Consider the following 15,311-nt stretch of genomic DNA (forward strand, 5'->3'; position numbering starts at 1 on the left):
GCCACATTCCATTTTTAGCAAACGGAACCCAGGATTCTATACCGGGTTAACAGAAAAGCGCAAGTTTGGCAATCATTTGCATGGGGTGGATGCGGGAACCATGCCACATTTTGTCAGCAGGAGGCGAGATACCGGGGCACTTGCCGTTGCATGCCTGCCCGCCGGAGCACCTGCTCCAGCGCGTAAGCGAGCCCGAGCAGCGCCGGTTCACCGAAAGGTTTTGCCGTAAAAACAACACGTTCTGGCATCTTCGTCGTCGACGAGGGCCAGTAGGGCAGCGTCAGTTGCGGATAACCGATCGCGGCCGCCAGCGTACCCCAGCTGTCGTTCGGACCGTTTGAGACGATTGCGTCGAGACGGAGTTCGCCCAGCAAGCCGTCGAGGATCGCGCGCGCGACTCCATCATTATATCGATGCTGCGCGACGTACTCTGGGGTCGTCAGGCCGCTGCTCGCCTCGGCCTCCTCGAATAGCCGCTGATCGTGCCGATCCAGCCGTTCGGCGGGCGTACGGACGTTGAAGGCGATCAGGTCGGCGAGCGTCCGTACCGCCCCGGCCGGCGCACGGTCCGCGATCGGTCGGCGACTCGCCAGATACGTCGCGATGGCTTCCTTGAACTCGTAACGCAGCGTCGTCCCGATATCGAACATGCGTACCTCGTCCTCGGCAGGCAAAGACGCCAGCGCCCGCTGATGCAACGCCTCGATCCGCGTCGAGTCGATCTCCACGAGACGTGCGCCGGCCCCCGTCACGTGCGCGGCGATAGACGGGGGAAGCGGGGCATCGGCGGCCACGCCAATCACGGCACCGCGCAGCCCGTTCGGATCGAGGAAGACGCGATAGTCGGCAGGCCGCTTGCCGGCGCGCTGCGTCGCGCTATCCCGCGCGTCGATGCCGGCGATGGCACCGAGCAAGATCGCGGCATCCTCGACCGTCCGCGCCATCGGGCCGACGCTGTCCATGACCGCGCTTATCGGAATCACACCGGCACGACTCGTCAGCCCGACCGTCGGCTTGAGCCCCACGATACCACTGACCGCGGCCGGAGACAGGATTGAGCCGGAGGTCTCCGTGCCCAGGAACGCCGCAGCAAGATTGGCCGATACGGCGACCGCAGAGCCCGCGCTCGACCCCATCGGATCGGCATCGAGGCAATAGGGATTCAACGTGGCGCCGCCACGCGCGCTCCAACCGCTCCGGCTCCTGCCGCCCTCGGCGCTGCCGGAACGATAATTAGACCACTCGCTCAGATTGGCCTTGCCCAACAGGATGGCGCCGGCCTCCCGCAACCGCCGCGCGACCTCCGCGTCTCGCGCGGGCCGCGAGTCCAGTAGCGCCAGGGAACCGGCAGTCGTCGCCATCCTGTCATCGGTGTCGATATTGTCTTTCAGCAGCAGCGGAATGCCATGCAGCGGCCCGCGTGGGCCCTTGCGACGTCGCTCGGCGTCAAGCGCGTCAGCGATCGCCAGCGCATCCGGATTCGTTTCGATGATCGACGACAAGGTCGGCCCGCTCTTGTCGATTGCGGCAATGCGATCGAGATACGCCAGCACCACGCTGCGCGCGCTAAAGGTTCCGCGCGTCATGCCTTGCTGCAGTGAGGCGATCGACGCCTCGACGATCTGCGCATCACGCAGCTTCGGCGGCGTTTTGCTGCCGGCGCCGCACGCAGACAGCAATCCCGTCGTGGCGCCTGCCACGACCGTTCCCGCAAAAGGAACCGCCGCCAACGCACCCAAAACATGCCTGCGCGGCCAAGCGATTTTATGCATTTTTCATCTGCACTCCATATCAACAAAAGCGAAATGAGTCAGCGTTTTGCTGTCTCGCCACCTGATCATTGATGTGAAGCACCGGAAGCACAATGCGTCGCCGGGACAAGTTGCTCGGTTTCAGACGGGTCAGATCTCCACTAGCCCAATCGCCCAGCGCGGCGATGCATCGGCGCACCGCCGGCGGCTCACGCGACCTTCGCGTCGCGATGCCGAATACCGCCCGAACGTACCGCTTCCTCGCTTTTCAACCGCCGACGACGCGAATCAACTCCTCACCGAAGCGTTCGAGTTTCCGCGCGCCGATGCCCGGAATGTCCTTCAAGGCATCCACTGAACCCGGCGCCCGCGTCGCGATTTCCGCGAGCGTCGCATCGTGGAAAATCAGATAGGCCGGTACGCCATCGGTTTTTGCCGTCTCGGTGCGCCAGGCGCGCAGCCGTTCCCAGCGACCTAGTTCGGCGAGGTCCATATTGGCCGTCCGATCGGCCACGGCCGTGGCACGACCTTCGGCGATCCGCTGTCGCGCCTTCTTGACGTAGCGCCGCAACGTGACTTTGGTTTCGCCTTTCAGAACCGCGCGACTGCTTTCCGTCAGCATGAGCGCGCCGTGTCCTTCGTGATCGACCGTCAGCAGGCCCGCCGCCACCAACTGCCGGAAGATCGCTCGCCACTCCGGCTCGGACAAGGCGCTGCCGATGCCGAATGTCGACAAGGATTGATGCCCTCGCTCCTGCACCCGCTCCGTGGCGACGCCGCGCAGGATATCGATCAAGTGACCGGCGCCGTACCGAATACCGCCAGCTTGACTGGCTCGAAAAACGCATGACAACGCCATTTGCGCCTCGCGAGATCCATCCCACGTCGCAGGCGGCTCCAGACACGTGTCGCAGTTACCGCACGGCGCGCTTTCCTCACCAAAATACGACAGCAGTCGCTGGCGACGACAATGCGCTGTTTCGCACAGCCCGAGCAACGCATCCAACTTCGCCGACATCGAGCGCTTGTGGGCGTCGTCCGCCGGCGATTCGTCGATCATCCGTTTCTGCTGGACGACGTCCGCGAGGCCGTATGCCATCCAGGCGTTGGCCGGCAAGCCGTCGCGGCCTGCCCGTCCGGTTTCCTGGTAATACCCCTCCACGCTCTTCGGAAGGTCGAGATGCGCGACAAAACGGACATCCGGCTTATCGATGCCCATGCCGAAGGCGATGGTCGCCACCATGACGATGCCCTCCTCCTGCTTGAACATCGCCTGATGCCGCTGTCGGACGTCCGCATCCATGCCGGCGTGATAGCCCAAGGCGCGAATCCCTTTACCGACAAGCCACTCCGCGGTCTCGTCCACTTTGCGCCGCGACAGACAGTAAATCACCCCGGCATCAGAACTACCGTCCTTGCGCATATGCTCGGCACGAATGAAATCAAGCAGTTGCGTCCGTGCATTGTCTTTTTCGACAATGCCGTACCGGATATTTGGCCGGTCGAAGCTAGATATAAAGATGCGGGCATCGGTCAATGCCAAACGGCGGACAATCTCCTCGCGCGTCACCTGATCCGCGGTCGCGGTCAGCGCGATACGCGGCACCGTGGGAAAGCGCTCGTGCAACACCGAGAGCTGAATATACTCTGGGCGGAAGTCATGTCCCCACTGCGATACGCAGTGCGCCTCGTCGATCGCAAACAGCCCCACGCGCGACCTGTTCAGCAGGTCCTGGAACCGTGGCGTCATCAATCGCTCGGGAGCGACATACAGCAGATCGATCTCGCCGTTCTCGAATGCGCGTTCGGTTGCAAAGGCGTCACGGCCTTCCATCGCGGAATTCAAGCACGCCGCACGCACCCCAACCTCGCGCATCGCGGCCACTTGGTCCTGCATCAACGCGATCAGCGGCGATACGACGATGCCGGCGCCCTGTCCTGCCTGCGCGCGGACCAGGGACGGTATCTGATAGCACAGCGACTTGCCGCCGCCCGTGGGCATCAGAACCAGCGCATCGCCGCCGGCAGCCACATGCTCGACGATCTCCGCCTGTGGCCCGCGAAATGCGGGATAACCAAAGGTTTCCTGGAGAATTTCAAGACAACGGGACATGGAAGCTCGTACATCGGACTGCGCGACAGCGCCAACGTACGCAGTTTACCGCTTGCAGCGTTCCCGGACCATGCGCATCTGCTAAAACTGTCCGTTCGGCCTAGGTTTGCGGCGTGTCTCCCCCTTTCCGCACCATGTTGGCTCAGCGGTAAAAGACACGGAGAGCCACGCATCCAAACGGGCATCCGCCAGCAATTCCGCCGCGACTTCGCGCCGAATCGCATCGTGCGTCTCGATACGATGACACCATCCTGGCGGCACGACGATATGGATTTCGATACGGTTCAAGCGCCCGGTTTTCGCTGCGTAGCTGTTATGGAAACGCCGATTACCCTCTCGGACGACCAGCGCTGTCCACCGCCCCAGCCATCGATGCGCCCAGGCAATCGAGGCCCCCCACGACGTGTGCTTCCTCATCGCCTCAGATCCATTCGGCGCGCGTGGTGAAGGCGATCGACAGCCACTGGTCCAGACGGACCTGCGTGCCCAAGGCCAAGGCAATTTCTTCGCGCACCCCATCGAGGGCGACGATCGATGTCACGAGCGAGGAAGGCACGAGGATCACGACGTCGACGACATGCACCCGGCCGGTCTTGGCGACATAGCTACGAAAGTCCAGATAGCCATGACGCGTGACGACATCGGTCATGACGTCCCGAACACGCCGATGGAAGGCTTCCGGCGCGATCAAGAAAACCTCACGCGCGGCAGCCCGGATGATACGCAGCGGCGCGGGCATCAGTCCCAGTACCAGCAGCGCCAGCACCAGCGAGTCGGCATAGGCGCGAAACGCCGGATAGCCTAACGCCGCGACGCCCTCCGCAAGCGCAAAGCCAAGGACTAGGGCGGCTGAAATCGACGCGGACATCAAGAAACTGCGCATGTCGATGCGAATCAACACCGACTTCAGGCGTCGGTTCACTCGCCATAGATAAAAATACAAGGCCATGCAAGCACAGAACACCACGATCCCATAAGACATCGCGAACGCCAGCGTGACATCGGTCCCCCCACCGGTGATCAACCCCCGTACCGCATTGACGAAGGCGTAGACGCACAGCAACAACAGGATCGAGCCGTTCAATACGGCAACGAGCGGTTCGAGATGCCAATAGCCGTATTGGAAGCGGCGGCTGCCGCTTTTCTCGATCAAACGGGCGACGCATAACGACAACAGGGTCATCCCGGCATCGATGACGGCAAACAACGCGTCGAAGAGAATGGCTTGCGAACCACCGCGGAGCCCCATGATCAGGCCGAACGCTGCCATCGGGAGCGTCGATACAAGGGAAAACTGCAGTAGCTGCGCCTCCGTCGGCCGCAACCAGTAGTGCTTCAGGCTCTGCGCGAGCTTTCCAAACACCATGGGGCGAACCGGTTGATGGGGATCCCCCATCCTGCCACGGTCGCCGACGATCAGCTATTAGACAGAGAGTGCAGTCTTAAAAACGGGAACGCGCCTTGGATCGTTGCCGTCGGCGCTTATCTGACCAGGGGATACGCACGGCGTGAAGCGGGACATCACCGGTTCAGATCCATTCCCGACGCGCGGTAAAAGCGATCGACAGCCACTGGCGCAGGTTATACGCCGGACCCAAGGCGTCGGCGATCTCGCCGCGAATTGCATCATAGAGATCGACGGAGACGTGGTAATTAGGCGGCACGAGGATGTGGATCTCGACCAGATACATTCGCCCGCTCTTCGCGACATAACTGGCGAAATCGAGCAGTTGATGGCGCAAGATCACCGTTGCGACCGCGGTGCGGACATGGTCGTTCACGCCCTTTGGGGCCACGAGAAATACCTCACGCATCGCATCGCGGACGATGCGCACCGGGATCGGCAATAGGCCCAGCGCCAGCAGCAGCAACACCAAGGGGTCCGCATAACGACCGATTTCCGGATAACCCCATTGCGCCACCAGCGCCGCCAGGCCGAAGCCGCCGAACAGCGCGATCGTGATGCAGCCGGACATCAGAAAACTTTGCATATCGACCCGAATCAGCGCGGAGCGCAGTACCCGGTTTGCGTGCAGCTGAAACAGATAGAGCACCACGCAGATCACGCAGACGATCGCGGAATATACCGCGGTCACGCCTAGCGCAACCTCCTGGCCACCTCCCGCCAGCAGGCCGCGAATCGCATCGACGATCGCGTACAAACAAAGCATCAGCAGAATCGAACCGTTGAAGGCCGCCACCAGCGGCTCGAAATGCCAGAAACCGTATTGGAAGCGGCGACTGCCGTCGCGCAGCAGCAGCCGTGCCACGAAGAAAGAGAGGATGGTCATCGACGCATCGATGACGGCGAAGATGCCATCGAAGATGATCGCCTGCGAGTTCGCGACGATGCCCAACAGGATGCCTAATGCTGCCATCGTGAACGTCGCCACGATCGAAATGGCGAGAACGTGCGGCTCCGTCGGCGCGCGGAGTATCGCAAACAGCAATCGGGGCGTCCGTAACGACGGGGCAGGCATGGCACATCTCCGGGAAGGGCTGCGACCCTTCATCGTTGATCGCTTGCAGCATGAGTAGGCCTGCGCCAGGCGAAGTTCCGTGCAAACGGGAAGATCGCTTGCGCGGACCTGCAAGAAAACGAGGCAAAAAAAAACCGCTCCGAAGAGCGGTTTTTTACGACTGTCGAAATGATCAAAGGAACACGCCGGCACGTCCTGCCAGCCGGCGCACGCCTCAGTACATCACCCTTCCGACGGTTGCGTCGTCGACGATTCGACCGGCGCCACGTCGTCGGCAGACGGATACTCGTAGGCATCCGCTGCGGCGATCTGGTCGTGACGCTCGCGATCGGCTGCTTCCTTCGCCTTGCGTGCCTTGTGGAACGCGAGGCCCGTACCGGCCGGAATCAGACGACCGACGATCACGTTTTCCTTCAGACCACGCAGATCGTCCCGCTTGCCCATGATCGCGGCTTCCGTCAGCACGCGCGTGGTTTCCTGGAACGATGCGGCCGAGATGAACGAGTCCGTCGACAAAGATGCCTTCGTAATACCCAACAGCACGTTGTCGTAGACGCAAGGACGCTTGTCTTCCGCGACCATCTTGTCGTTCTCGTCCAGCATGTCCGAACGCTCGACCTGCTCGCCCGGGATGAAACGGGTATCGCCGGCATCGACGATCTGCACACGACGCAGCATCTGACGAACGATCACTTCAATGTGCTTGTCATTGATCTTCACGCCCTGCAGACGGTACACGTCCTGCACTTCGTCGACGATGTAGCGCGACAACGCTTCGATACCCTGCAGACGCAGGATGTCGTGCGGATCGGCCGGGCCGTCAACGACCATTTCACCCTTGTTCAGGACCTGGCCGTCATGCACCAGAACCTGCTTTTCCTTCGCGATCAGGAACTCGTGCGGGTTACCGTCGAGGTCCGTAATCACCAGACGCTGCTTGCCCTTCGTGTCCTTACCGAACGAAACGGTACCGGTCACTTCGGCCAGGATGCCAGCATCCTTCGGCGAACGCGCTTCGAACAGTTCCGCCACCCGCGGCAGACCGCCGGTAATGTCACGCGTCTTCTGCGCTTCGGTCGGGATCCGTGCGAGCACTTCACCCACGTGCACCTGCTGGCCATCCTTCACGGTGATCAGCGCGCCAACCTGGAAGCTCACGGTCACCGAGTGATCGGTGCCCGGGATCTTCACTTCAGCGCCCTTCTCATCGAGCAGCTTGACCTGCGGACGCAGGGTCTTGCCAGCCTGCGCGCTGCGACGCTTCGAATCGATCGCAACCAAGGTCGAAAGACCCGTCACGTCGTCGATCTGCTTCGCCACCGTCACGCCTTCCTCGACGTTCTCGAACTTCACCGTACCGCCATGCTCGGTGATGATCGGGCGCGTCATCGGATCCCACGTCGCCAACTGCGTACCGGCCTTGATCTGCGCGCCGTCCAACTGCAGCAGCGTCGCGCCGTACGGCACCTTGTGACGCTCACGCTCACGGCCGAGATCGTCCGTGATCATGACTTCACCCGAACGGGAGATGACGATCTGCTCGCCCTTTCCGTTCGTCACGTAGCGCATCGTCGCCGTGAAGCGAACGGTACCGTTCGACTTCGCTTCGATGCTCGACGCCACTGCCGCACGCGATGCCGCACCGCCGATGTGGAAGGTCCGCATCGTCAACTGCGTACCCGGCTCACCGATCGACTGCGCCGCGATCACACCAACCGCTTCGCCGACGTTCACGCGATAGCCACGGCCCAGGTCGCGGCCATAGCACAGTGCGCACAGGCCGAAACGCGTTTCGCAGCTCAACGGGGTGCGCACGCGCACTTCGTCGATACCCAGACGTTCGATTTCCTCGACCGCGTCTTCGTCCAGCAGGTTGCCGACTTCGTACAGCGTTTCCTGCGTTTCCGGATTCACGACCTCGGACACGACCACGCGACCCAGGATACGGTCACGCAGCGCTTCCACGACTTCACCGCCTTCGACCAAGGCCTTCATCGCGACGCCGTTCGACGTGCCGCAATCGTCCTCGACCACCACCAGATCCTGCGTCACGTCGACCAGACGACGCGTCAGGTAACCGGAGTTTGCCGTCTTCAACGCCGTATCCGCCAGGCCCTTACGCGCACCGTGGGTGGAGATGAAGTACTGCAACACGTTCAGGCCTTCGCGGAAGTTCGCGGTAATTGGCGTCTCGATGATCGAGCCGTCCGGCTTGGCCATCAGGCCGCGCATACCGGCCAACTGACGAATCTGCACCGCCGAACCCCGTGCACCGGAGTCCGCCATCATGTAGATCGAGTTGAACGACTCCTGCTGGATGGTATTGCCATCGCGGTCGACAACCGTTTCGGTCGCCAACTGCTCCATCATCGCCTTACCCACCGCTTCCGACGTTGCCGACCAAATGTCGACGACGTTGTTATAGCGTTCCTGCGACGTCACCAGACCCGACATGTACTGGCGATCGTATTCCTTCACCTTCTTTGCAGCGTCGCCGACGATCGTCTCTTTCTGCGGCGGCACGAGCATGTCGTCGACGCAAATCGAGATACCGGCACGCGTTGCCAGACGGAAACCCGACTGCATCAGCGCATCGGCGAAGATCACCGTTTCACGCAGACCGCAACGACGGAAAGCCGTATTGATCAAACGCGAAATTTCCTTCTTCTTCAGCGGCTTGTTCAGCACCGAGAACGGCAGCCCCGGCGGCAGAATTTCCGACAGGATCGCGCGGCCGATGGTCGTCGCGTACAGCGAGATCTTAGGCACGAATGCCGGCGCACCTTCGCTGGTATCCGGATTAGCGACTTGCTCCGTGATGCGGACGTTGACGCGGGAAGCCAATTCGACTTCCTTGTTTTCGTACGCGCGGATCACTTCGGACACGCCCGTGAACGTCAGGCCTTCGCCCTTGGCGTTCACTGCTTCACGCGTCGCGTAATACAGACCCAACACAATATCCTGCGACGGCACGATCGACGGATCGCCGTTGGCCGGGAACAGGATGTTGTTCGATGCCAGCATCAACGTGCGCGCTTCCATCTGCGCTTCCAGCGACAGCGGCACGTGAACGGCCATCTGGTCACCGTCGAAGTCGGCGTTGAACGCTGCGCAGACCAGCGGGTGCAGCTGAATAGCCTTCCCTTCGATCAGCACCGGCTCGAACGCCTGGATGCCCAGACGGTGCAGCGTCGGCGCGCGGTTCAGCATCACCGGGTGCTCGCGGATCACCTCTTCGAGGATGTCCCACACCACCGGCGTTTGGCTTTCGACTTCCTTCTTCGCGGCCTTGATCGTGGTCGCGACGCCCATCAATTCGAGCTTGTTGAAGATGAAGGGCTTGAACAACTCAAGCGCCATCAACTTCGGCAAACCGCACTGATGCAACTTCAGCGTCGGGCCCACGACGATGACCGAACGACCGGAATAGTCGACGCGCTTACCCAGCAAGTTCTGACGGAAACGACCGCCCTTACCCTTGATGCTTTCGGTCAGCGACTTCAGCACGCGCTTGTTCGGGCCTTGCATTGCCTTACCGCGGCGACCGTTATCCAGCAGCGAGTCGACGGCTTCCTGCAGCATCCGCTTTTCGTTGCGGACGATGATTTCAGGGGCCTTCAGCTCGAGCAGACGCTTCAACCGGTTGTTCCGGTTGATGACGCGGCGGTACAGGTCGTTCAGGTCCGAGGTCGCGAAACGGCCACCGTCCAACGGGACGAGCGGACGCAGTTCCGGCGGCAGCACCGGCAGCACTTCCATGACCATCCAGTCCGGCTTGATGCCCGACCGTTGGAATGCTTCCAGAACCTTCAGACGACGCGCGAACTTCTTGATCTTGGCTTCGGAACCTGTGGCCTTCAACTCGGCGCGCAGCATTTCTGCCTGCGCGTCGATGTCGATCGAACGCAACAGTTCACGGACGCCTTCCGCACCCATTTCGGCACGGAATTCGTCGCCGTATTCCTCGACCTTCGCGTAGTAATCTTCCTCGGTCATGATCTGGCCGCGCTTCAGCGGCGTCATGCCCGGTTCGATCACGACGAACGCTTCGAAGTACAGCACGCGTTCGATGTCGCGCAGCGTCATGTCCAGGACCATGCCCAGACGCGACGGCAACGACTTCAGGAACCAGATGTGCGCGACCGGCGAGGCCAATTCGATATGGCCCATCCGTTCGCGACGCACCTTCGCCAGCGTCACTTCAACGCCGCACTTCTCGCAGATCACGCCACGGTGCTTCAGGCGCTTGTACTTGCCGCACAGGCACTCATAGTCCTTGATCGGCCCGAAGATCTTCGCGCAGAACAGGCCATCCCGTTCCGGCTTGAACGTACGGTAGTTGATCGTTTCCGGCTTTTTGACTTCGCCGAAAGACCAGGACCGGATCTTCTCGGGCGACGCGAGACCAATTTTGATCGCGTCAAATACTTCTTCTTGCTGGACTTGCTTGAATAGATCGAGCAGCGCTTTCATTGCTTCTCTCCGTAGTCCGATTAGTTCCGATCCAGATCGATGTCGATACCCAACGAGCGGATTTCCTTCACCAGCACGTTGAACGACTCGGGCATGCCCGCATCGATCACGTGGTCACCCTTGACCAGGTTTTCATAGACCTTGGTCCGGCCCGCCACGTCGTCCGACTTCACGGTCAACATTTCCTGCAACACATACGAGGCGCCATACGCTTCCAGCGCCCACACTTCCATTTCCCCGAAACGCTGACCACCGAACTGTGCCTTACCACCCAGCGGCTGCTGCGTGACCAAGGAGTACGGGCCGGTCGAACGTGCGTGCATCTTGTCGTCGACCAAATGGTGCAGCTTCAGGTAGTGCATGTAGCCCACCGTCACGGTCCGCTCGAACTCTTCGCCCGTGCGGCCGTCGCGCAGACGCACCTGGTTCTTCGACGGCGTCATGCCGAGATTCGCGGCGATGTCGTCCGGGTAAGCCAGATCCAACGCACGCGACATTTCTTCCTCGGTCGCACCATCGAACACCGGCGTCGCGTAAGGCACGCCTTCCTTCAGGTTCGAGGCGAGGTGCAGCACTTCGTCGTCGCTGAGGTTGGCGAGGTCTTCCTTATGGCCGTGCTCGTTGTAGATCTTCTCGAGGAAACCGCGCACTTCGGTCGCCTTCGCCTGCGCACGCAGCATCTCGTTGATCCGATGACCCAGACCCTTTGCCGCCCATCCCAGATGGACTTCCAGAATCTGACCCACGTTCATCCGCGACGGCACACCCAGCGGGTTCAGCACGATGTCGCACGGCGTACCGTCCGCCATGTACGGCATGTCTTCGATCGGAACGATCCGCGAAACCACACCCTTGTTACCGTGACGACCCGCCATCTTGTCACCCGGCTGCAGGCGACGCTTGACGGCCAGGTACACCTTGACCATCTTCAGCACGCCCGGCGGCAGTTCGTCGCCTTGCGTCAGCTTCTTGCGCTTCTCTTCGAAAGCCAGATCGAATTGGTGACGCTTCTGCTCGATCGATTCCTTGATCGCAACCAGTTGGTTCGCCGCGGCTTCATCAGCCAGACGGATATCGAACCAGTGGTAATGATCCAGATCGGCCAGGTATTCCTTATCCAGCTCGGCACCCTTCGCCAGCTTCTTCGGACCACCGTTGACAGCCTTGCCGATCAGCATCCGTTCCAGACGTTGGAAAGCATCGCCTTCCACGATCCGCAACTGGTCGTTCAAGTCCAGGCGATAGCGCTTCAGTTCATCGTCGATGATCTGTTGGGCGCGCTTGTCGCGCTGGATGCCTTCACGCGTGAAGACTTGAACGTCGATCACGGTACCGCTCATGCCGGACGGCACGCGCAGCGACGTATCCTTCACGTCCGACGCCTTCTCACCGAAGATCGCGCGCAGCAGCTTCTCTTCCGGCGTCAGTTGCGTCTCACCCTTCGGCGTGACCTTACCCACCATCACGTCACCGGCTTCCACTTCGGCGCCGATGTAGACGATGCCCGATTCATCCAGACGACCCAGCTGCACTTCTGCCAGGTTCGAGATGTCGCGGGTGATTTCTTCCGGTCCGAGCTTCGTGTCGCGCGCGACCACGTTCAGCTCTTCGATGTGGATCGACGTGTAACGGTCGTCCGCCACCACCTTCTCGGAGATCAGGATCGAGTCTTCGAAGTTGTAGCCGTTCCACGGCATGAACGCGACCAGCATGTTCTGGCCCAACGCGAGCTCACCCAGGTCCGTCGATGCGCCGTCGGCGATCACGTCGCCACGTGCGACACGGTCGCCCACCTTGACGATCGGACGTTGGTTGATGTTCGTGTTCTGGTTCGAACGCGTGTACTTGGTCAGGTTGTAGATGTCGACACCCACTTCCCCGGCCACAGCTTCGTCATCGTTCACGCGAATCACGACACGGCCGGCATCGACGTAGTCGACGTGACCGCCGCGGACTGCCTGAACCGTCGTACCCGAGTCGACCGCCACCGTGCGTTCTACACCGGTACCGACCAGCGGCTTTTCCGGACGCAGGCAAGGTACCGCCTGACGTTGCATGTTCGAACCCATCAATGCACGGTTCGCGTCATCGTGCTCCAGGAACGGAATCAACGATGCCGCCACCGACACGATCTGCGACGGCGCCACGTCCATGTACTGAACGCGATCCGGCGTGGCCATCAGCGTTTCGCCCATTTCACGCGCGGAGACCAATTCATCGGTCAGCGTGCCGTCTTCCGACACCGCGGCGTTTGCCTGAGCGATCAGGTAACGACCTTCTTCGATTGCCGACAGGTAGTCGATCTGATCCGTCACCTTGCCATCGACGACCTTGCGGTACGGCGTTTCAAGGAAGCCGTACTCGTTCAGGTGCGCGAACAGCGCGAGCGAGTTGATCAGGCCGATGTTCGGACCTTCCGGCGTTTCAATCGGGCACACGCGGCCGTAGTGGGTCGGGTGCACGTCGCGGACTTCGAAGCCTGCGCGCTCACGGGTCAAACCGCCCGGGCCCAGTGCGGAAACACGTCGCTTGTGCGTGATTTCCGACAGCGGGTTGGTCTGGTCCATGAACTGCGACAGCTGCGACGAACCGAAGAACTCACGGATCGCGGACGAGATCGGCTTGCTGTTGATCAAGTCGTGCGGCATCAGGTTTTCGCTTTCTGCCTGACCCAGACGTTCCTTGACCGCACGCTCGACACGCACGAGACCGGCACGGAATTGGTTTTCCGCCAGTTCGCCGACGCAACGCACACGACGGTTACCCAAGTGATCGATGTCGTCGACTTCGCCCTTACCGTTGCGCAGCTCGACCAGGATCTTGATCGTTGCGAGGATGTCGTCATCCTGCAGCGTCATCGGCCCGATGATTTCTTCGCGGCCCACACGACGGTTGAACTTCATACGGCCGACCTTCGACAGGTCGTACGCGTCTTCGCTATAGAACAAGCGATTGAACAGCGCTTCGACCGCTTCTTCCGTCGGCGGTTCGCCCGGACGCATCATCCGATAGATCGCGATACGCGCGGCGGTCTTATCCGCCGTTTCGTCGATACGCAGCGTCTGCGAGATGTACGGACCTTGATCCAGGTCGTTCGTGTACAGCGTCTGGATGTCCTTGACGCTGGAAGCACGCAGCTTTTCCAGCACGCCTTCGGTCAACTCGTCGTTTGCGGACGCGATGACTTCTCCGGTATCCGGATCGATGACGTTCTTCGCCAACACGCGGCCGAGCAGATAGTCTTCCGGCACCGAGATGAACTTCGTCTTCGCGTTTTCCAAGTCGCGGATATGCTTCGCATTGATCCGCTTTTCCTTGGCCACGACGACATTGCCATCACGATCCATGATGTCGAAGCGCGCGACTTCGCCGCGCAGACGCTCCGGCACGAACTCGACCTGTGCGCCTTCGCCCATCAACGTGAAGTTGTCGAACACGAAGAAGTTCGCCAGGATCTGTTCCGGCGTCAGGCCGATGGCCTTCAGCAGGATCGTCACCGGCATCTTCCGCCGACGGTCGACGCGGAAATACAGGACGTCCTTCGGGTCGAACTCGAAATCGAGCCACGAACCGCGGTAAGGAATCACGCGTGCCGAGAACAGCAGTTTGCCCGAGCTGTGCGTCTTGCCCTTGTCGTGTTCGAAGAACACGCCAGGCGAACGATGCAGCTGCGAGACGATAACCCGTTCGGTACCGTTGATCACGAACGAGCCGTTTTGCGTCATCAGGGGCATTTCGCCCATGTAGACTTCCTGCTCCTTCACTTCCTTGACGACCGGCTTATTCGGCGATTCCTTGTCCAGAATCACCAATTGCACGACGGCACGCAGTTGCGAGCAGAAAGTCAATCCACGCTGTTGGCATTCGGTGACGTCGAATGCCGGGGGGGACAACATGTAACGCACGAATTCCAGACGTGCGAAACCATTGTGCGACACGATCGGGAAAACCGACGTGAACGCCGCCTGCAGGCCTTCTGGCTTACGGACATCGGGTGTGGCATCTTGTTGCAGGAATTGGCTGAACGACTCAAGCTGAGTCGACAAGAGGTAGGGAACCGGGTGAACGTTGGTGCGCTTCGCAAAACTCTTGCGGATGCGCTTTTTCTCGGTGAAGGAATATTGCATACTATCTCCAGATCACTGCCGGTCGGCATAATGCGCGTTTCGCGTTGCCGACATCCGGGTGTTCACCGACTGAGGCCCGAAATCCGCTCCCGACGGTTCCCTCACGGAAACGCCTCGGTCACGGATATAGAAGCTTGGTGGTTGGCCGCTACCAACCATGGCTGACGGTAAAGCACGCCGTGCGGACCAACGCCGTCCGCACACCATCCCCTACCCGACCAAACTTGCCTTCTGCAGTCGCTTCAGAAGACAAAAAAAGGCTGTCGCACGGCAAGAATACCTGCAACAGCTTTTCTTTGTGCTCTTACACCGCACAAACGAATGGGTTTCGTCAAGCCCCGTTTTCGTAACTTACGAAAACTTCCGA

7 protein-coding genes are annotated in these 15,311 nt (G+C 60.8%); all 7 read right to left on the minus strand.

All coding sequences use genetic code 11. The features are described from left to right. Nucleotides 1–113 precede the first annotated feature (113 nt). The 7 genes from ABEG21_RS14200 to rpoB all read right to left on the minus strand — a co-directional run bounded on the left by ABEG21_RS14200 (nucleotide 114) and on the right by rpoB (nucleotide 14,944). On the minus strand, nucleotides 114–1,772 hold the full coding sequence (locus tag ABEG21_RS14200; protein ID WP_347555162.1) for an amidase family protein: 1,659 nt from the start codon (nucleotides 1,770–1,772) through the stop codon (nucleotides 114–116). A gap of 247 nt (nucleotides 1,773–2,019) precedes the next feature. Further along, a complete protein-coding gene (recQ, locus tag ABEG21_RS14205) occupies nucleotides 2,020–3,864 on the minus strand; it encodes a DNA helicase RecQ (protein ID WP_347555163.1) in 1,845 nt (614 codons plus the stop codon). Nucleotides 3,865–3,945: 81 nt separating this feature from the next. Beyond that, nucleotides 3,946–4,281 carry a hypothetical protein gene (locus tag ABEG21_RS14210; protein ID WP_347555164.1) on the minus strand — a complete coding sequence of 112 codons (336 nt, stop codon included), beginning with the start codon at nucleotides 4,279–4,281 and terminating at the stop codon, nucleotides 3,946–3,948. Between the two features lie 4 nt (nucleotides 4,282–4,285). Continuing rightward, the gene (locus tag ABEG21_RS14215) at nucleotides 4,286–5,230 is read right to left on the minus strand and encodes a cation transporter (protein ID WP_347555165.1); all 945 of its coding nucleotides are present in this window, start codon (nucleotides 5,228–5,230) and stop codon (nucleotides 4,286–4,288) included. A gap of 163 nt (nucleotides 5,231–5,393) precedes the next feature. After that, entirely contained in the window at nucleotides 5,394–6,344 is a 951-nt protein-coding gene (locus tag ABEG21_RS14220; protein ID WP_347555166.1) for a cation transporter, read from the minus strand. A gap of 222 nt (nucleotides 6,345–6,566) precedes the next feature. After that, the gene (gene rpoC, locus ABEG21_RS14225) at nucleotides 6,567–10,817 is read right to left on the minus strand and encodes a DNA-directed RNA polymerase subunit beta' (RefSeq protein WP_347555167.1); all 4,251 of its coding nucleotides are present in this window, start codon (nucleotides 10,815–10,817) and stop codon (nucleotides 6,567–6,569) included. Nucleotides 10,818–10,837: 20 nt separating this feature from the next. Next, nucleotides 10,838–14,944: a DNA-directed RNA polymerase subunit beta gene (gene rpoB, locus ABEG21_RS14230; protein ID WP_347555168.1), complete on the minus strand. Its 4,107-nt coding sequence runs from the start codon at nucleotides 14,942–14,944 to the stop codon at nucleotides 10,838–10,840. Between the last annotated feature and the right edge of the window lie 367 nt (nucleotides 14,945–15,311).

Origin of the sequence: Robbsia sp. KACC 23696 (assembly GCF_039852015.1) — a bacterium.
Lineage (GTDB): Bacteria > Pseudomonadota > Gammaproteobacteria > Burkholderiales > Burkholderiaceae > Robbsia.